22 protein-coding genes and 2 other annotated features are annotated in these 18,207 nt (G+C 35.7%); of the genes, 17 read left to right on the forward strand and 5 right to left on the reverse strand.

Features of this window, described 5'->3' with window-relative positions; all coding sequences use genetic code 11:
* The first annotated feature begins 11 nt into the window (after positions 1-11).
* Positions 12-1,088, forward strand: coding sequence for an AbrB family transcriptional regulator (locus MUA87_RS05950; RefSeq protein ID WP_002481143.1), 1,077 nt, complete (start codon positions 12-14; stop codon positions 1,086-1,088).
* A 53-nt stretch (positions 1,089-1,141) separates the two neighbouring features.
* On the opposite strand, the gene pcp is transcribed toward MUA87_RS05950, so the two are convergent.
* The 4 genes from pcp to MUA87_RS05970 all read right to left on the reverse strand — a co-directional run bounded on the left by pcp (position 1,142) and on the right by MUA87_RS05970 (position 4,095).
* On the reverse strand, positions 1,142-1,783 hold the full coding sequence (gene pcp, locus MUA87_RS05955) for a pyroglutamyl-peptidase I (protein WP_262551388.1): 642 nt from the start codon (positions 1,781-1,783) through the stop codon (positions 1,142-1,144).
* A gap of 24 nt (positions 1,784-1,807) precedes the next feature.
* Entirely contained in the window at positions 1,808-2,734 is a 927-nt protein-coding gene (locus MUA87_RS05960) for a DUF979 domain-containing protein (protein ID WP_023016079.1), read from the reverse strand.
* The gene (locus MUA87_RS05965) at positions 2,731-3,429 is read right to left on the reverse strand and encodes a DUF969 domain-containing protein (RefSeq protein ID WP_023016078.1); all 699 of its coding nucleotides are present in this window, start codon (positions 3,427-3,429) and stop codon (positions 2,731-2,733) included. The genes MUA87_RS05960 and MUA87_RS05965 overlap by 4 nt, the downstream gene beginning before the upstream one ends.
* A 105-nt stretch (positions 3,430-3,534) precedes the next feature.
* On the reverse strand, positions 3,535-4,095 hold the full coding sequence (locus MUA87_RS05970; protein ID WP_002481139.1) for a DNA-3-methyladenine glycosylase I: 561 nt from the start codon (positions 4,093-4,095) through the stop codon (positions 3,535-3,537).
* Between the two features lie 62 nt (positions 4,096-4,157).
* Positions 4,158-4,371: a binding site (T-box leader), on the forward strand.
* A gap of 40 nt (positions 4,372-4,411) precedes the next feature.
* Between MUA87_RS05970 and MUA87_RS05975 the strand changes: the two genes are divergently transcribed.
* The 4 genes from MUA87_RS05975 to radC all read left to right on the forward strand — a co-directional run bounded on the left by MUA87_RS05975 (position 4,412) and on the right by radC (position 9,947).
* Positions 4,412-7,042, forward strand: coding sequence for a valine--tRNA ligase (locus tag MUA87_RS05975; protein WP_060804786.1), 2,631 nt, complete (start codon positions 4,412-4,414; stop codon positions 7,040-7,042).
* Positions 7,043-7,053: 11 nt separating this feature from the next.
* On the forward strand, positions 7,054-8,322 hold the full coding sequence (locus tag MUA87_RS05980) for a bifunctional folylpolyglutamate synthase/dihydrofolate synthase (RefSeq protein WP_023016075.1): 1,269 nt from the start codon (positions 7,054-7,056) through the stop codon (positions 8,320-8,322).
* A gap of 252 nt (positions 8,323-8,574) precedes the next feature.
* A complete protein-coding gene (locus MUA87_RS12870; protein WP_394356888.1) occupies positions 8,575-9,252 on the forward strand; it encodes a prepilin peptidase in 678 nt (225 codons plus the stop codon).
* Between the two features lie 14 nt (positions 9,253-9,266).
* The gene (gene radC, locus MUA87_RS05985; protein ID WP_002481136.1) at positions 9,267-9,947 is read left to right on the forward strand and encodes a RadC family protein; all 681 of its coding nucleotides are present in this window, start codon (positions 9,267-9,269) and stop codon (positions 9,945-9,947) included.
* Between the two features lie 55 nt (positions 9,948-10,002).
* On the opposite strand, the gene MUA87_RS05990 is transcribed toward radC, so the two are convergent.
* The gene (locus MUA87_RS05990; protein WP_002481135.1) at positions 10,003-10,173 is read right to left on the reverse strand and encodes a hypothetical protein; all 171 of its coding nucleotides are present in this window, start codon (positions 10,171-10,173) and stop codon (positions 10,003-10,005) included.
* A gap of 147 nt (positions 10,174-10,320) precedes the next feature.
* Between MUA87_RS05990 and MUA87_RS05995 the strand changes: the two genes are divergently transcribed.
* The 12 genes from MUA87_RS05995 (at position 10,321) to queA (ending at position 18,198) form a co-directional block, all read left to right on the forward strand.
* Positions 10,321-10,788 carry a DUF4930 family protein gene (locus tag MUA87_RS05995; protein WP_107578817.1) on the forward strand — a complete coding sequence of 156 codons (468 nt, stop codon included), beginning with the start codon at positions 10,321-10,323 and terminating at the stop codon, positions 10,786-10,788.
* Between the two features lie 94 nt (positions 10,789-10,882).
* Positions 10,883-11,008, forward strand: coding sequence for a hypothetical protein (locus MUA87_RS06000; RefSeq protein ID WP_002481133.1), 126 nt, complete (start codon positions 10,883-10,885; stop codon positions 11,006-11,008).
* Positions 11,009-11,223: 215 nt separating this feature from the next.
* A complete protein-coding gene (mreC, locus tag MUA87_RS06005; protein WP_002481132.1) occupies positions 11,224-12,063 on the forward strand; it encodes a rod shape-determining protein MreC in 840 nt (279 codons plus the stop codon).
* On the forward strand, positions 12,063-12,584 hold the full coding sequence (gene mreD, locus MUA87_RS06010; protein WP_060804784.1) for a rod shape-determining protein MreD: 522 nt from the start codon (positions 12,063-12,065) through the stop codon (positions 12,582-12,584). The genes mreC and mreD overlap by 1 nt, the downstream gene beginning before the upstream one ends.
* A gap of 32 nt (positions 12,585-12,616) precedes the next feature.
* Positions 12,617-12,693 (forward strand) — a sequence feature (ribosomal protein L21 leader region).
* 12 nt (positions 12,694-12,705) lie between these two features.
* On the forward strand, positions 12,706-13,014 hold the full coding sequence (rplU, locus tag MUA87_RS06015; RefSeq protein ID WP_002481130.1) for a 50S ribosomal protein L21: 309 nt from the start codon (positions 12,706-12,708) through the stop codon (positions 13,012-13,014).
* Positions 13,015-13,016: 2 nt separating this feature from the next.
* Positions 13,017-13,337, forward strand: a complete 321-nt coding sequence (locus tag MUA87_RS06020; RefSeq protein ID WP_002481129.1) for a ribosomal-processing cysteine protease Prp — start codon at positions 13,017-13,019, stop codon at positions 13,335-13,337.
* Between the two features lie 11 nt (positions 13,338-13,348).
* Entirely contained in the window at positions 13,349-13,633 is a 285-nt protein-coding gene (gene rpmA, locus MUA87_RS06025; RefSeq protein ID WP_002481128.1) for a 50S ribosomal protein L27, read from the forward strand.
* A gap of 131 nt (positions 13,634-13,764) precedes the next feature.
* The gene (gene obgE / locus MUA87_RS06030; protein WP_262551389.1) at positions 13,765-15,057 is read left to right on the forward strand and encodes a GTPase ObgE; all 1,293 of its coding nucleotides are present in this window, start codon (positions 13,765-13,767) and stop codon (positions 15,055-15,057) included.
* 10 nt (positions 15,058-15,067) lie between these two features.
* Positions 15,068-15,523, forward strand: a complete 456-nt coding sequence (locus MUA87_RS06035) for an ACT domain-containing protein (protein ID WP_002481126.1) — start codon at positions 15,068-15,070, stop codon at positions 15,521-15,523.
* A gap of 12 nt (positions 15,524-15,535) precedes the next feature.
* On the forward strand, positions 15,536-16,141 hold the full coding sequence (ruvA, locus tag MUA87_RS06040) for a Holliday junction branch migration protein RuvA (protein WP_002481125.1): 606 nt from the start codon (positions 15,536-15,538) through the stop codon (positions 16,139-16,141).
* A 25-nt stretch (positions 16,142-16,166) separates the two neighbouring features.
* The gene (ruvB, locus tag MUA87_RS06045) at positions 16,167-17,183 is read left to right on the forward strand and encodes a Holliday junction branch migration DNA helicase RuvB (RefSeq protein ID WP_002481124.1); all 1,017 of its coding nucleotides are present in this window, start codon (positions 16,167-16,169) and stop codon (positions 17,181-17,183) included.
* On the forward strand, positions 17,173-18,198 hold the full coding sequence (queA, locus tag MUA87_RS06050; protein WP_002481123.1) for a tRNA preQ1(34) S-adenosylmethionine ribosyltransferase-isomerase QueA: 1,026 nt from the start codon (positions 17,173-17,175) through the stop codon (positions 18,196-18,198). The genes ruvB and queA overlap by 11 nt, the downstream gene beginning before the upstream one ends.
* Positions 18,199-18,207 lie beyond the last annotated feature (9 nt).

The following is an 18,207-nucleotide window of genomic DNA, read 5'->3' on the forward strand; positions in this document are numbered from 1 at the left end:
AGTGGTAATCAATGAATAAAAAATTGCGTAATAATATTATCGTATTATTACTAGCAATCGTTATCAGTTTGATTCTATCTGCAATGAATATCATGCTGCCTTATATGTTTGGTCCTATAATCGCAAGTATCATTTGTATCCGAGTCTTCAAGTTGGAAGTAGAATGGCCGTTTTGGCTCAGTCAGTTGGGTTTAATTTTACTAGGGGTACAAATTGGATCCACATTTACACGGACGGTTTTAAATGATATTACGCAAAACTGGTTATCTATTGTTTTAGTAACAGTGTTGCTGTTGGGGATGGCAATACTGATTGCATATTTCTTTAAAAAGATTGCAAAAGTAAATAATGAAACAGCATTGTTAAGTGTTATTCCTGGAGCATTAAGCCAGATGTTAATTATGGCTGAGGAAGACAAGCGTGCCAATATATTAGTAGTGAGTTTAACACAGACTTCACGTGTTATCTTCGTAGTCATCTTGGTTCCAATGATGTCTTATTTTATGTCGAGTGGAAGCGGAGAAGCATCTAGCAGTAAATTGGTGGAACTTGAACCGCTCACTCACGTGTTGAATATTGGACAAATCGTATTGTTGATTGTTGCTATTGCGATCGTTTACTTTGTAATGGCAAAAATTAATTTTCCAACGAAGCAATTGCTGGCTCCAATTGTGGTATTAATTGCTTGGAACATGTTTACGAATGAAACATTTTCACTGGATAACTATTTAATTGCGGCAGCACAGATTGCCTATATGATTAGAATCGGTATTCAAATTTCTAAATTAATGAATGATTTAAAAGGACGCGTGGCAGTTGCTATTGCTTTCCAAAATGTAATGCTCATCTTATTAGCTGGTGTCATGGTCTATTTAATATCACTCTTTAATCATATGCCGTTAAATGATTTATTCTTAGGTGCAGCACCCGGAGGTATGAGTCAAATTGTCTTGGTTGCGATGGAAACACATGCTGATGTAGCCATCATTTCTAGTTTCCATATCTTTAGAATTTTCTTCATTTTATTCTTAATCGCGCCAATCATAAAATATTTCTTAAGCTATACTGAGCGTAAACTGAATAAGTAGCACATGAAAATAACCGCCCGATGAGGCGGTTATTTTGTATACATCTTATTAAATTAATGTGTTTCACCTAATGCGATAGTTTCATCACGATTATCTGCTGATAACTCTGAGATTGCCGCTTCCAACCCTTTAACAATAGTATCTAGCGCCATAGAAGGTGTATTCAGTTTATTCGTGACTTGTTCAGGAATGAACGGTACATGAATAAAACCAAATTGAATATAAGGGAAAGTAGTCGCATGCAAATATCCTAATTGATAGAGTACATGATTACATACAAAAGTTCCTGCAGTATTTGAAAGTGAAGCAGGAACACCTGCATCTTTAATCGCTTGTGTCAGGCGTTTTACTGGCATATTTGAAAAGTAAGCAGGTGCGCCATCTTCTTGAATAACTTCATCAATGGGTTGATTACCTTTATTATCTGCAATTCTTGCATCATCTACATTAATGCCGACACGTTCGGGTGTTAAATCAAATCTGCCGCCAGCTTGTCCAATAGCAAGTACCGCATCATATGTTTCAATTTTAAGTTGTTGTTTAATAGCTTCAACGGATTCGTTGAATACAGTAGGGATTTCTAATTTCGTAATCGTATGTTCACCGATTGTTTCTGGTAATAACTTCACTGCTTCTAAAGCTGGATTTGTTTTTTCTTTACCAAACGGATTAAAAGCTGTAACTAAAATATTCATGTTATCTTCTCCTTTATCTGTTTATTAAAATGCCCAGAAATACATTAATCCGATATGTACTAAGATTAATATGAAAGCCACTGGGATTTGTGCTTTGATGACACTGAATTCATTTTTCATTTCTAATAAAGCAACAGGTAATGTATTGAAGTTTGCGGCCATTGGCGTTAATAAAGTACCACAGAAACCACCAGTCATCGCTAGTGCACCAGCAATTGCAGGATCAGCACCTTGTGCAATGACGAAAGGAATACCAATACTTGCGGTAATAACAGTAAAAGCTGCAAATGCATTACCCATCAACATTGTGAAAATGACCATACCTAATATATACGCAGTGGCGCCAATTAAGTGATTGCCTTCAGGTAAGAAACTTGAAATACCGTTAGAAATCACTTTTCCAACACCGCTGACTGTAAATAGTACTCCTAATGCTGCTAAGAATTGCGGTAAGATACCAACTGTTCCAACTTGTTGTGTCAATCTATCACTGTCATATAACATGTATTTTGCTTTAGGCTTGATAATGAAATACGCAGCAATCAAACCGACAACTGAAGCAATTCCTAAGCCAATAGCGCCACCAAGAGGTGTCCAGTTTGAAATGATGACAGCTACAACAGCTAAAACAACTGCTGGCCAAAAGAGTTTATTGCCAAAACGTTCAGCGCCTTGATTACCTTGTTCCTCAGTAACGTCCACAATGTTTTTGATAGTAACCTGACGCGTTAATGTTAATAGTCCCATTAACAAGATAAGTGCACCATTGATTACGTTTGGTATATACGGTCCAAAAATAAATGTTATCGCAAGCAATACCCAAAAGAGTGCAGTGCCAATACGTTTTTCTTTGTTTGGATCTCGCAATACACGGTAGGCTGTATAAAGTAATTGGATACCAATTAAAATATAAAAGAACTCAAGGATAGTATCTAATGTATGTTGACTCATGCTTGATCCTCCTTGTTTCTGTATTTACGTTCTAAGTAACGGTCTAACAAAATATTTTTAACTACGACAATCAGAATTGTGATGATTGCGATTGGTACAGAAGCAAGCGCTAAACTGACCGCATTGACTTTAATATCAAGTGAATTAAATGTACCGACCATTAAAAGTACGCCAGCAGCACCTACAAATAAATTCTGGCCAAAGAAGTTACCGTAGTTCTCCATAGCCGAAGCTTCTGCTTTAATTTTCTCCACATCTTTTTCATCGATTTGTTCAGGTTTTAAATTATATTTTGTTTTCAATGCCCCTTGAACCATCGGATTAATTAACGGACGTACGAATTGAGGATGACCTCCGATCCGAATGGAAGCGAGTCCTGCAATTTCTCTAATTAATAAATATAAGGATAATAAACGTCCGCTGGTCATGGATTTAACCTTTCCGATTAATACGGTTGCTTGTTTTTTTAATCCAAATCGTTCAATTAAACCAACCATAGGTAAGGTTAATAAGAAAAGAGATACCAGGCGATTATCGACAAAAGCTTTGCCGAGGACGTCTAATATTTCAAAGAAATCCATACCGGATACAAGTCCGGTTACAATTGCAGCAGCTAAAATAACCGCAATCGTATCAAACTTAAATAGGAATCCGATAATAATAACTAGAATACCTATTAATTTTAACCATTCCATAAAATGCCCCCTTAAAATTTAATATAGTTGATATTCTAGCATAAAATAGAGAGAATTTTACGACAATTTTAAATTTTAAAATAAAATAGGAACACAACCGTGTTCCTACTGTTTTGATGGCTTATAAGGACAACCAATCAAGTGGGCGTCATAGAGACCTGCTGCTTCTAAAAATGAAAACATCGTTACAGGACCCATAAATTTAAAGCCATATTTCTTTAAGTCTTTAGACATTTTTTTAGCACGTTCATCAACGGTGATACGGTCTTTAGATGAACGATAACGCAAATCAATCGGCTGATTATCAACGTATGACCACAGAAAATCACTAAAACTGCCATGTTCTTTTTCAATTTGAATATAGCCTTTTGCTTGGCTGACAATTGCTTCTAACTTCTTTCTATAATGAACGATATTAGGAAATTCCATGAGTTCATCAATATCTTTTTCTGTCATTTGTGCAATTTTATGAGGGTCAAATTGATAGAAAGCATCACGATATGCAGAACGTTTCTTTAAAATCGTTAACCAAGAAAGTCCCGCATGTTGTGATTCTAGAGCCATTAGTTCAAATAATTTTTGACTATCATAAAGCGGCTGACCCCATTCTTTATTATGATATTCAATATAGAGTGGATCAGTTGTGTTGAATGCACATTCATTCATAAAATTTCATTCCTTCGCATTGACTTATTTTAGAGTTCTATTATACTATAAATTAGTAGAGAATATGATTTCGGGAAGAGTAGACAGTTGATTAATTTCAAAGAGAATGTATGGTTGGTGAAAATACATAATTGATGCTGTTGAAGGTAGCCCGCTTAGATCTTTAGCTGAACAGTACAGTAGGTTAAAGCGTGTATTGAGCGTTAATCATTATGAAGTGCAATATAGATGAACTATGTTGAATTTAGGTGGTACCACGGAACATCCGTCCTATGTATAGGAACGGGTGTTTTTTATTTTAAGGAGGAATTGTCCTATGGAAATGAAACCAAAATACAATCCGAATGAGGTTGAAGCTGGACGCTATCAAGAATGGGTAGAGAAAGGCTATTTCAAACCTAACGGAGACACATCAAAAGAAACGTATACGATTGTTATCCCACCTCCGAATGTAACTGGTAAATTACATTTAGGTCATGCTTGGGATACAACGTTACAAGACATTTTAACACGTATGAAACGTATGCAAGGTTACGATACATTGTATCTGCCTGGTATGGACCATGCGGGTATTGCGACACAAGCAAAAGTTGAAGCAAAATTACAAGAACAAGGTATTTCAAGACATGACTTAGGTCGTGAGAAATTCTTAGAAGAAGTTTGGAGCTGGAAAGAAGAATATGCTTCATTTATTCGTCAACAATGGGCAAAATTAGGTCTTGGACTTGATTATGATAGAGAACGCTTCACATTAGATGAAGGTTTAAGTAAAGCGGTTAAAAAAGTCTTTGTAGATATGTATAACAAAGGTTTAATTTATCGTGGCGAACGTATTATCAACTGGGACCCTGTTGCGAAAACAGCGATTTCAGATATTGAGGTTATTCACGAAGACACACCAGGTAAATTCTATCATTTTAAATATCCTTACGCTGATGGCGAAGGATATATTGAAATTGCTACAACACGTCCTGAAACAATGTTAGGGGATACTGCAATTGTCGTTAACCCTAATGATGAACGTTATAAAGATGTTATTGGCAGAAAAGTTATTTTGCCGATTGTCGGTCGTGAGTTGCCAATTTTAGCGGATGAATATGTAGACGTTGAATTTGGTAGTGGTGCTATGAAAGTAACACCAGCACATGACCCTAATGACTTTGAATTAGGTAAAAGACATAACCTTGAATCTATTATCGTCATGGATGAATCAGGTAAAATGAACGACAAAGCTGGTAAATACGAAGGTATGGACCGCTTCGAATGTCGAGACCAATTAGTAGAAGACTTAAAAGCAGAAGACTTAGTGATTAAAATTGAAGATCACACACATGCTGTTGGACATTCTGAAAGAAGCGGTGCCATCGTAGAACCTTACTTATCTACACAATGGTTCGTAAATATGGAACCTCTAGCAAAACGTGCACTTGATAATCAAAAAACAGATAATCGTGTGAATTTTGTACCTGAACGTTTTGAACATACATTTAATCAATGGATGGAAAATATCCGTGACTGGACAATTTCACGTCAATTATGGTGGGGTCATCAAATCCCAGCTTGGTATCATAATGAAACAGGCGAAATTTATGTAGGAGAAGAAGCACCAGAAGATATTGAAAATTGGACACAAGATGAAGATGTACTAGATACATGGTTCTCTAGTGCTTTATGGCCATTCTCAACACTTGGTTGGCCAGATACTGAAGCAAAAGATTTTGAACGCTACTATCCAACTAATGCATTAGTTACAGGTTATGACATTATCTTCTTCTGGGTTGCACGTATGATTTTCCAAGGATTAGAATTTACAGATCAACGTCCTTTCAACGATGTATTATTACATGGTTTAGTTCGTGCGGAAGATGGCCGTAAAATGAGTAAATCATTAGGTAACGGTGTAGATCCTATGGATGTTATCGACCAATATGGTGCAGACAGCTTAAGATACTTCTTAGCTACAGGTTCATCTCCAGGTCACGATTTACGTTACTCAACTGAAAAAGTAGAATCAGTTTGGAACTTCATTAACAAAATTTGGAACGCTGCACGTTTCAGCTTGATGAATATTGGTGAAGACTTCAAATTTGAAGATATCGACTTATCTCAAAACTTATCACTTGCTGATAAATGGATTTTAACGCGATTAAACGAAACAGTTAAAACGGTAACTGACTTAAGTGATAAATATGAATTTGGTGAAGTTGGACGTGCTTTATATAACTTTATTTGGGATGAATTCTGTGACTGGTATATCGAAATGAGTAAAATTCCAATGAATGGTGAAGACGAAGCGCAAAAACAAGTTACACGTTCAGTCTTATCTTATGTATTAGACCGTACAATGCGTATGTTGCATCCTTATATGCCATTTGTGACAGAAGAAATTTGGCAAAACTTACCGCATGAAGGTGAAACAATTGTGACAAGCGCTTGGCCACAAGTTCAAACTGAATTTATGTATGAAGACAGTAAACAAGCGATGCAATATGTCGTAGAAATTATTAAAGCTGTCCGTCAAGCTCGTTCAGAAGTGAACACACCGCTTTCAAAAGCAATTCCGATTTATATTAAAACGAAAAATGCGGAAATCACTCAAATGCTTGAAGAAAATAAACATTACATTGACCGCTTCGGCCACCCAAGCGAGTTAATCATTTCAACAGATATCGAAACACCTGATAAAGCAATGACTTCTGTAGTCGGTGCAGGTGAAGTGATTTTACCATTAGAAGGTTTAATCGATATGGATAAAGAGATTGCACGTTTAGAAAAAGAATTAGATAAATGGCAAAGCGAACTTGATCGTGTCGATAAAAAATTATCAAACGAAAACTTCGTTAATAAAGCGCCTGAAAAAATTATCAATGAAGAACGTGCCAAAAAAGAAGATTATCAAGAAAAATATGATAGCGTCAAAGCTAGAATTGAACAATTAAAAGCATAGGAGTCCTGATAATGAATTACCTAGACAGCTTATATTGGATACACGAAAGAAATAAGTTTGGTATCAAACCAGGCACAAAACGCATGGAGTGGATGCTAGAACGCCTAGGTCATCCAGAACAAAACATTAAAGGCATCCATGTCGGCGGAACAAATGGCAAAGGTTCTACAGTCGCATATCTACGTGCTGCACTTGTCGAGAATGGTTATGATGTCGGTACATTTACTTCACCCTATATTGAAACGTTCAATGAGAGAATCAGCTTAAACGGGTCGCCAGTCAGCGATGATGTTATCGTTGACCTGGTTGCTCGTGTGAAGCCGGTAAGTGAAGAGATGGAAGCGGAAACTGAATATGGAACAGCGACTGAATTTGAAATTATAACAACGATGATGTTCTTATACTTCGGCGCGATCCGACCTGTAGACTTTGTGATTGTTGAAGCAGGACTTGGTATTAAAAATGATTCGACAAATGTATTTTCACCTATTTTGACAATTCTAACGAGCATTGGTTTAGATCATACAGATTTATTAGGTTCAACTTATTTGGATATTGCTAAAGATAAAGGTGATATCATTAAAGCGGATACGCCGTTTGTTTATTCTGTTAAAGAAGATGATGCTTTAAAATACTTAAGCGAATATGCAGAAAAACAACAAGCGCCTGCTTATGAGTTGGATAAAGATATTTCTGTTGTTTCAGAAGAAGATGAATTTACGTATCGCTTTAAAGATTATGAATTAGAAAACATAGCGTTGCATATGCTTGGCGAACATCAAAAAGAAAATGCAGCTTTAGCGATTACAGCGTTAATTGTGATGTTTGAAGCGGGACAAATTCAGTTAGACTTCAATAAAATGATTAAAGCTATGGAAGAAGTCAGCTGGACAGGGCGTATTGAAGAAGTTAAAGAAAAACCGCTTATGATTATTGATGGCGCTCATAACAATGAAAGCATCGATGCATTAGTGAGTACAATTCAAAATTATTATCATAAAGATAAGGTTGATATTTTGTTCTCAGCTGTAAGCGGCAAACCAATTCATCATATGTTAGAAGATTTAGGACAAATTGCAGATCATGTTTATATCACAGACTTTGATTTCTATCGTGCGAAGCCAAAAGAAGAAATCGCAAATGAAGCAGAACATTTTGATCCAATTTTAATTGATGACTATGTAGACTTTGTAGAGAATTATGAAGGCGATACATTGGTTATTACTGGCAGCTTATACTTCATCAGTGAAGTGAAAGCAAAAGTGAACTTTGAAGCTTAATGGCTTTAATTAAATATTAAATACTAAACTCCTTTTGAGATGACGTTTATTCACGGCCATTTCAGAAGGAGTTTTTAATGTTTTCTGCATGTAAAAATGACAATTATATATGGTGTTTGTTCGTAAAAACTTAAAATAAAATATTTTATACATACTATTTGAAAATGACCTTCCTAGCACGTATAATAACGTTGATATTTCAGAAAGTAGGTGAAGCTTCTGCACGTTATTGTAGCTGTCCTAATCACTTCAGTGCTTGAAAGTTTTTTGTATCAACTGTGTTTTGTTAAAACGTTAAACTTCAGTTATATGAAACAACGTTCAAAATGTGAAACGTGTTATCGTGATTTAAAATGGTATGATTTAGTTCCGATTATTAGTTTTGTGATATTAAAAGGTCAATGCCGGTATTGTAGGCACAAACTCTCTAAATTACATGTTATTGGTGAATTATTTGCGTTATTGCCAATCGGTTTGCTTGTTTTCAATGTAATTTACCCATCTTCTGCATTATTTCTTGCTTTATATTTATTTCTGCTCGTTGCTGCACTGTATGATATGCATACACATACGATTCCCGTCCACTTTGTTTTAATTTTTATTATAGTTGTCATAGCCTTAGCGCCAAAGGTGTTTATAACACAAATTGTTATTGTAATTTTGCTTCACATTTTATTTATACTTGCACCTCATGCGATAGGGTACGGAGACATTTTAATTTTCACTTTACTCAGTCTCGTCTTTCCTTATTTATTTTTCCTCATGATATTCTGTATGACTTTTATTATTGGTGGTTTATTTATGATAATGTTTCGTTTGTTCACGAAGCGTACAATATTAGAAGAGCCACTTATCCCCTTTATTTTTATCAGCTTTTTAACTATTTCTATCTTTTATCCTAACTTATTATTTATACTTCACTTTTATTAAACGGAGGTTTCGTTTTGAATATAAAACACTTACCTGATTGTGATAAACCTAGAGAGAAGCTTATAGCTAAAGGAGCGCAACACTTATCTGAGTCCGAGTTGCTTGCCATATTGATTAATACTGGCAGAAAAGGGCGGTCTAGTGTCGAAGTTGCGCAAGATTTATTAAATTTAACAACAAAGCTTAAAGATTTAAAACTATTGTCTTTAAATGACTTGATGGATGTGAAAGGTATCGGCATGTATAAAGCGGTGATTTTAAAGGCAGCGTTTGAACTAGGTGAACGAATGAATGCGCCGGATCAAAAAGAGAAAGTAAAAATTAATTCACCCCAAGATGCGGCGGATTATTTTTTATCGAGGATGATGCATTTAACACATGAACAGTTTGAGGTATTATTTTTGAACTCAAAGAATATTGTAATTCGTCATGAAGTCATCTTTGTAGGAACTTTGAATTCTTCTGTGGTGCATCCTAGAGAGGTATTTAAAGCAGCTATTAAGTGGTCGAGCAATGCGATTATTGTGGTACATAATCATCCGTCTGGTGATGTGACACCTTCAAAAGAAGATATTCATACAACAAAACGATTGCAAGAGTGTGGCAGAGTGCTTGGCATTGAATTGCTTGATCATATAATTATTGGAGATGCGAAGTATTTGAGTTTGGTTGAAGCGGGGTATTTTGATGATTAAAAAACCGATAACACGACATGAAGGTGTTATCGGAATGTAGTAAATATGCTTTGATTTAAAATGGATGCATTTGAAAATAGTTCAGAATCCACATAATCCCTTGATAAGCTAAATAAATAATTAAAGCGAAAATCGCAATTTTTATGATAAAACGTAGTAATGAAACACCTACTCTGAAGAGTAGACCAATCAATAATACGAGTAAAATAATTGTTAAAATTGACATGGCTGCAACTCCTTTACATATAGTGTAACTGAAATGTATTGTGGATGCATCGGTCTTGGGATTTAAATCAAGTGTCGTTCTCTAGTCTGATGAAAATTCTCGTAAAAAAGCGTACAATGAAATCATTAAGAATGGGACGGTGTGAGGATGCGTTTTCTATTTAACATCATTAAAAATATTATAGCAGTCGGATGCATCATTGTAATTGTCTTTTTTGCGTTGAAATATGCACCGTTTTTAAAAGAACAAGAATGGAATCCAATCAGCAATAAAACTACCTATTCATCTTATCAAGGCGGTAATGTACCAATTGAAGATTTCAAACCTGGCCAACGTTATGTTGTAGAAAAAAATGATATTTTGAATAATATGCCCGCAAGTCAGACTAAGAACATCTTTAACATGTTGAATAAAGAAGAGTTTATGGATGTCAGCGGATTAAGCAGAATGGGCTATAATGATAATTATTTAATTGGGCAACGTGGCAATCAATTTATCATGTACAAATTCGGTTCTGATGAATTACGTATTTACGCAACAGAAATTGAACTGCATCAAGACTTACAAGCGATGCAGCAAAATATACAAATGCACCCTGTAGCTTATTTTAAATAAATCGAGTTGTTTCTATAGTGCATTATCTTGAAAATAATACAGTCTTACGTTACCCTTGTGTTGAATCATTGATAGAGAGGTTTGGTGTTCTTTAATGAGTAAACAAACAAATGGAAAAAACGCTGCTGAACAATCAAAAGCGCAAAAGCTGTTTGAGAACTGGAGAAAAGAAGAAACCCTGTATAAAGAAGATGAAAAAGAAGACAGCAACAAGAAATAATGATTCAGACTTAGATAGTGTATATGAACATTTACAGCTGATTTTTAATTAAAATAAAATGAAGATATTTTTTGGGCATCAGCCGATTTCAAATGAATTGCTGATGCTCTTTTTTTAAGTATTTTTTGCCAGGTACAGTTGGCACTTTAACTAAGGTGTATAATAATATAAAATATAGTGAGATATGAAAAATTGAGTTAATAGAGGTGTTCAGGTTGTCCAAGTTTTTTAAAAATAACAAATTGATTGTTATTTTCTGTTCCCTGATTCTATTTATATCGTTAATAGGGTTATCGATCAGATCACATCACCAATCGCCTGTGGAACAATATGTCGGTGATACCGTGTCCGTTCCTCAACGCGTACTATCTTATCCATTACATATAGTAACAGGTTCAATTGACGGTTTATTCAATGGAAAAACATCAAAAGAGGATAAAAATAAAATCAAACAATTAGAGGCAGAAAATGAGAGATTGAAAGCGGAAAATGAAGGTTTTCGTAAAGAATTAGATATTAAAGACATCTCTAAATACGAACCTCTCAGCGCAACAGTGATTGCTAGAAATCCAGACCAATGGATGAATAAAGCGATTATTGATAAAGGGAAAAAAGCCGGAATCAAACAAAACCAAGCTGTTATTACAGCTGAAGGGTTAGTCGGCAGAGTTGTCAAAGTCAATCAGTTTTCTGCTCAAGTAGATTTGCTTTCAACTTCATCTCGTAATGGTAAACTTTCAGTTAATATTCAACATGATTCTAAAAAAATCTTCGGGTTGATTAACCATTATGATAGAAAAACAAATGAATTAGTTATCAGTGATATTGATAATAAGGATAAAATCGCAAAAGGCGATAAAGTTGTGACAAGTGGTTTAGCGAATCAAATACCAAGCAACTTATATATCGGTGAAGTTACTAAAGTAGAAAATGATCAATATGGGCTTTCAAAAGAAGTGAGAGTAAAAACAGCGGCAGATTTAAGTGACTTAGATCATGTTTATGTTGCACAACGCGATCCGAAAACACTTCCTGATGAAAGCGGTGATGAATAATGCGTGCGTTTTACTATTTTTTAATTGGGGCTGTATTGTTCTATCTTGATTCATTAATCGCTTTAGTGATACCGATGCAAATCGGTGGAAGAGGGATTATCTTCGTACCGCATTTATTGCTGATGTATTTGTTGATTATTACCATCTATAAAAAACCAAGTATCGCAGTTGTACTTGCGATAATTTTCGGATTAACTACTGATTTATATTATGGAACAATCTATGGTTTAAATACATTTGGTTATTTATTGTTTGTGATTTTGATGGATTTCTTTTTCAAAGTATACTATCGAGATCATACGATGGTATTCATTGGTGTTTGGCTGTTTACAATCATCTTTGAAATTTACCAAGCATTAATTTATGGTTTGTTAGGATTAATTAAATTTAATCTTTGGGACTTTTTATTATTCCGATTATTACCAACCGCTTTCGTAAATTTACTGTTATTGGTGATTGTTTTTAGCTTGATTAAAAAATTAATCAAAAAATTAGATTTGCCAATTGACAGGAAAGCTTAGGGATGGTAAGCTTTAGCAGTTGAGTAGTTTATAGCTACATACAACCGCTCAAATATAGGTTTAAGTATACCAAGTGTATCACCTATATATGGCGTGACTTATTTTATAGGAGGTGCAAAGTATGTTTGCTATTATCGAAACAGGCGGTAAACAAATTAAAGTAGAAAAAGGTCAAGAAATTTACGTTGAAAAATTAGATGTAAACGAAGGTGACACTTTCACTTTTGACAAAGTTTTATTTGTAGGTGGAGACGCAGTCAAAGTTGGTGCGCCAACAGTTGAAGGTGCGACAGTAACAGCTACAGTAAACAAACAAGGTCGCGGTAAGAAAATCACTGTATTTACTTACAAACGTCGTAAAGACTATAAACGTAAAAAAGGCCATCGTCAACCATACACTAAATTAACAATCGACGCAATCAACGCTTAATCATGATTAAGATAGACGTTTCGTTTAATGAAGAGGGTCAAGTAACAGATGTCATCATGGATGGTCATGCTGAACATGGCGAGTATGGTCATGATATTGTCTGTGCTGGCGCTTCAGCGGTTTTATTCGGAAGTGTCAATGCTATCCTCGGATTAACATCTGAAAGACCTGACATAGATTATGACGATGATGGAGGCTATTTCCATCTCAGAAGTGTAAACGTAAACGATGAACAAGCGCAATTGATTTTGCAAGCAATGCTCGTATCACTTCAAACTATTGAAGACGAGTACCACGATAATATAAAATTAAATTATAAGTGAGGTGTATCCAGATGTTAAAATTAAACTTACAATTCTTCGCATCGAAAAAAGGGGTAAGTTCTACTAAAAACGGACGTGACTCTGAATCTAAACGTCTTGGCGCTAAACGTGCTGACGGACAATTCGTAACAGGTGGATCAATTTTATTCCGTCAACGCGGAACTAAAATCTACCCTGGTGAAAATGTAGGTCGCGGCGGCGATGACACATTATTCGCTAAAATTGACGGCGTTGTTAAATTCGAACGCAAAGGCCGTAACAAAAAACAAGTTTCAGTATACGCTGCAGCTGAGTAATTTTTGTTGACGCAACACCAGAAGTTTAACTTCTGGTGTTTTATTTTTGTCTTTATTTCTAAGCGTACATAAAGAATGATATAATAATCTAGATATTGCATTAGAAAATATATATAAAAGAGGTGAGAAACATGTTTGTCGATCAAGTTAAAATATTATTAAAAGCAGGCGATGGCGGTAACGGTATCACTGCATATAGAAGAGAGAAATATGTTCCTTTCGGAGGCCCGGCAGGCGGAGACGGCGGTCGCGGTGCATCTATAGTTTTTGAAGTAGACGAAGGGTTACGTACATTACTCGATTTCAGATATCAACGCCAATTCAAAGCCAAACGTGGTGAAGGCGGCCAAAGTAGTAACATGCATGGTAGAAATGCGGAAGATTTAGTATTAAGAGTCCCACCAGGCACAATTATTAAAGCAGTTGAAACGGATGAAGTCATCGCTGACCTAGTAGAAAATGGACAACGTGCCGTTGTCGCTAAAGGTGGACGTGGCGGTCGAGGCAACTCTCGATTTGCAACACCAAGAAACCCAGCACCTGATTTCAGTGAAAATGGTGAACCTGGTGAAGAAATTGAAGTCACATTAGAATTAAAATTAATGGCAGATGTTGGCTTAGTTGGTTTCCCAAGTGTGGGTAAATCTACATTGCTTTCAACAGTCTCAAAAGCAAAGCCTAAAATCGGAGCATACCATTTCACAACGATTAAACCAAATTTAGGTGTTGTTTCAACACCTGACGGTCGTAGCTTTGTTATGGCTGATTTACCTGGATTAATTGAAGGTGCTTCAGAGGGTGTTGGTTTAGGACATCAATTCTTACGTCATGTCGAAAGAACTAAAGTCATTGTACATGTGATTGACATGAGTGGATCAGAAGGCAGAGATCCTTATGAAGATTACCAAACTATTAACAATGAATTAAAATCTTACGGTCAACGTTTAGAAGATCGTCCACAAATCATCGTCGCAAATAAAATGGACTTGCCAGACGCACAAAATAATTTAGAACTCTTTAAGTCTGAAGTTGGTGACGATGTAGAGATTATTCCAATTTCTGCTTATACACGAGAAAACCTTGATCAATTACTTTATGCGATTGCTGATAAACTAGAAGAGTATAAAGATGTTGATTTCTCTAAAGAAGATGATGAAGCATTAGGTGTGAACCGTGTATTATACAAACACACACCATCACAAGATGCATTCACAATTACACGTGATGATGATGCAGCATTTGTGGTCAGCGGTAAAGCAATTGAAAGAATGTTCCATATGACTGATTTCAATAGTGACCCGGCAGTTAGACGTTTTGCGCGTCAAATGCGTTCAATGGGTATTGATGATGCATTAAGAGAACGTGGTGCGAAAAATGGAGATATCGTAAGAATTTTAGGCGGAGAATTTGAATTCGTTGAATAGAGGTGTCTAAGTGAACGATAAACAAGTGAAAAAGTTCTATCTGATACGAGAAGATGTACTTCCAGAGTCTGTCATTAAAACATTGCAAATTAAAGATGCATTAAAAGAAAATCCGCATTTGTCTATTTATGAAGCAGTCAGACAATACGGTTTATCTCGTAGTGCCTTTTACAAGTATAAAGATACTATCTTTCCAATTGATGAAAAGGTAGAAGATACAAGAGAATTCACTATCATTCTTTATGTACATGATAAGGTTGGTATGCTTGCACAAGTTCTTAATACGATTTCTCAAATTCACATGTCTGTTTTAACGATTCATCAAAGTATTCCGATGGAAGATAAAGCAACAATCACATTGTCTTTAAATACTGCAGGCAGTCAGACTTCGATTGAAGATGTGATTTTTGCATTACGAAACATTGAAAATGTTTATAAAGTAGAAATAATCAGTATGTCAATGTAAGGAAGTGACGGCGTGTACGCATATATTAAAGGTCAATTAACACAATTGTTCCCAACACACGTGGTGGTGGAAACGAATGGTGTCGGTTATGAAATCCAAACACCGAACTCTTATCGTTTTCAATCTTCATTTCAACAAGAAGTAGTAATTTACACGTCTTTAGTTGTTAGAGAAGATGCACAGTTGTTGTATGGTTTTATATCAGAAGAAGAAAAAGAAATGTTTTTAAGCTTGAATAAAGTGACAGGTATTGGTCCAAAATCGGCATTGGCAATTTTAGCTGCAAGTACGCCTAATGAAGTGAAAATCGGTATAGAAAATGAAAATGAAGCGTATTTAACAAAATTCCCAGGTATCGGTAAGAAGACCGCACGTCAAATCATCTTAGATTTAAAAGGTAAAGTTCAAATCACAGATGAAAGTGCAGATACTTTATTACAGCAACCTGATACAACTGTATCCGGCAATTCACCAGTCCTAGAAGAAGCCTTGCTTGCATTAGAAGCATTAGGTTATTCTAAGCGTGAATTGAAAAAAGTTGAAAAGAAATTGAGTACAGAGCAGTTTGAATCAGTGGATGAAGCGGTTAAAGCAGGTTTGAAAATATTAGTTTCTTAAAAATAAGTCAAAAGGAGGGGACACAATGGATGACAGAATGGTAGATCAAACGGTCCATGATGATGAATATTCTTTTGAATTATCATTGAGACCACATTTACTAAGACAATATATCGGTCAAGCATCAATTAAAGCTAATTTAGAAGTCTTTATAAAAGCAGCAAAGATGCGTGAGGAGCCATTAGATCATGTTTTATTATTCGGCCCCCCTGGACTTGGTAAAACAACCTTGTCAAACATCATTGCGAATGAAATGGGTGTAAACATCAGAACAGTCACTGGACCAGCAATAGAACGACCTGGTGATTTAGCGGCAATCCTTTCAGGTTTGCAACCAGGTGATGTTTTGTTTATTGATGAAATTCATCGTTTAAGCAGTGTAGTTGAAGAGGTTTTATATCCTGCAATGGAAGATTTCTATTTAGATATCGTGATCGGCAAAGGAGAAGAAGCGCGCAGTATTCGTATTGATTTGCCTCCATTTACATTAGTAGGTGCAACGACAAGAGCCGGCAGCTTAACGGGCCCTTTACGTGATCGCTTTGGTGTTCATTTACGTTTGGAGTTTTATAACGAGGGTGAACTAGAAGATATTATTAAGCGAACTGCAGAAGTACTAGGTACAGAAATTGATGAAGAGAGTGCTGCAGAACTTGCGAAACGTAGTAGAGGTACACCACGTATTGCCAACCGTCTTCTTAAACGCGTTCGAGATTTCCAACAAGTCAATGAAGACGACAAAATATATATTGAAACAACAAAACGTGCATTACAACTTCTACAAGTGGATGATTATGGTTTAGATTATATCGACCATAAAATGATGCGCTGTATTATTAATCAATATAATGGGGGACCTGTCGGTTTAGACACAATCGCTGTTTCTATCGGTGAAGAACGCATTACAATCGAAGATGTCTATGAGCCTTTCTTAATTCAAAAAGGCTTTTTAGAACGCACACCGAGAGGAAGAAAAGCGACACCCCTAGCTTATGAACACTTTGGCACTGAACATGGAAAGAGGGACAATTTTGAATATTGAAGAGTTTGATTATCATTTACCGGAAGAACTAATCGCACAAACGCCGTTAAAAGATAGAGATACAAGTCGTTTATTAGTATTAAATAGAAAGAATGGCGACATTGAACATCGTCATTTTAAAGACATTATTGAATATTTTAATCCAGGTGACACGCTTGTCTTAAACGATACTAAAGTCATGCCTGCGCGCTTATTTGGTTTAAAAGAAGATACAAAAGCTAAAGTAGAAATGTTGATGCTGACACAAATCGAAGGTAATGATTGGGAAGTATTATTGAAGCCTGCGAAACGTATCAAAGTGGGTCAAAAATTATCATTTGGTGAAGGGAAAATCATCGCAGAATGTATTAAGGAATTAGAACAAGGCGGACGCATTATGCGTTTATATTACGAAGGTATTTTACAAGAACGTTTAGATGAACTAGGTGAAATGCCATTACCGCCTTACATCAAAGAACGTTTAGATGATCCAGATCGCTATCAAACAGTCTATGCGAAGGAAACAGGTTCTGCCGCTGCACCAACAGCCGGCTTACACTTTACAGATGAGCTGTTAGAACAATTAAAAGCGAAACAAGTGAACCTTGCATTTGTAACATTGCATGTCGGTTTAGGTACCTTCAGACCTGTCAGCGTTGATAATATAGATGATCATAAAATGCATAGTGAATATTATCAGATGTCTCAAGCTACAGCTGATTTGTTAAATGAAACAAAACAAAAAGGACATCGTATTATTTCAGTTGGTACCACATCAACAAGAACATTAGAAACGATTCGCAGAGACCATGACCAATTTACAGCACAAAGCGGATGGACGGATATCTTTATTTATCCAGGCTTTGAGTTTAAAGCTATTGATGCTTTAATTACGAACTTCCATCTGCCGAAGTCCACACTTGTCATGTTAGTTTCAGCATTCAGTTCAAAACAATATATTTTAAATGCATACCAAACAGCTGTCGAAATGAAATATCGATTCTTCAGCTTTGGTGATGCAATGTTAATTATTTAAGGGAGTCGT

The sequence above is a fragment of the Staphylococcus simulans genome, assembly GCF_025561465.1.
In the GTDB taxonomy this organism is placed as follows: Bacteria; Bacillota; Bacilli; order Staphylococcales; family Staphylococcaceae; genus Staphylococcus; species Staphylococcus simulans.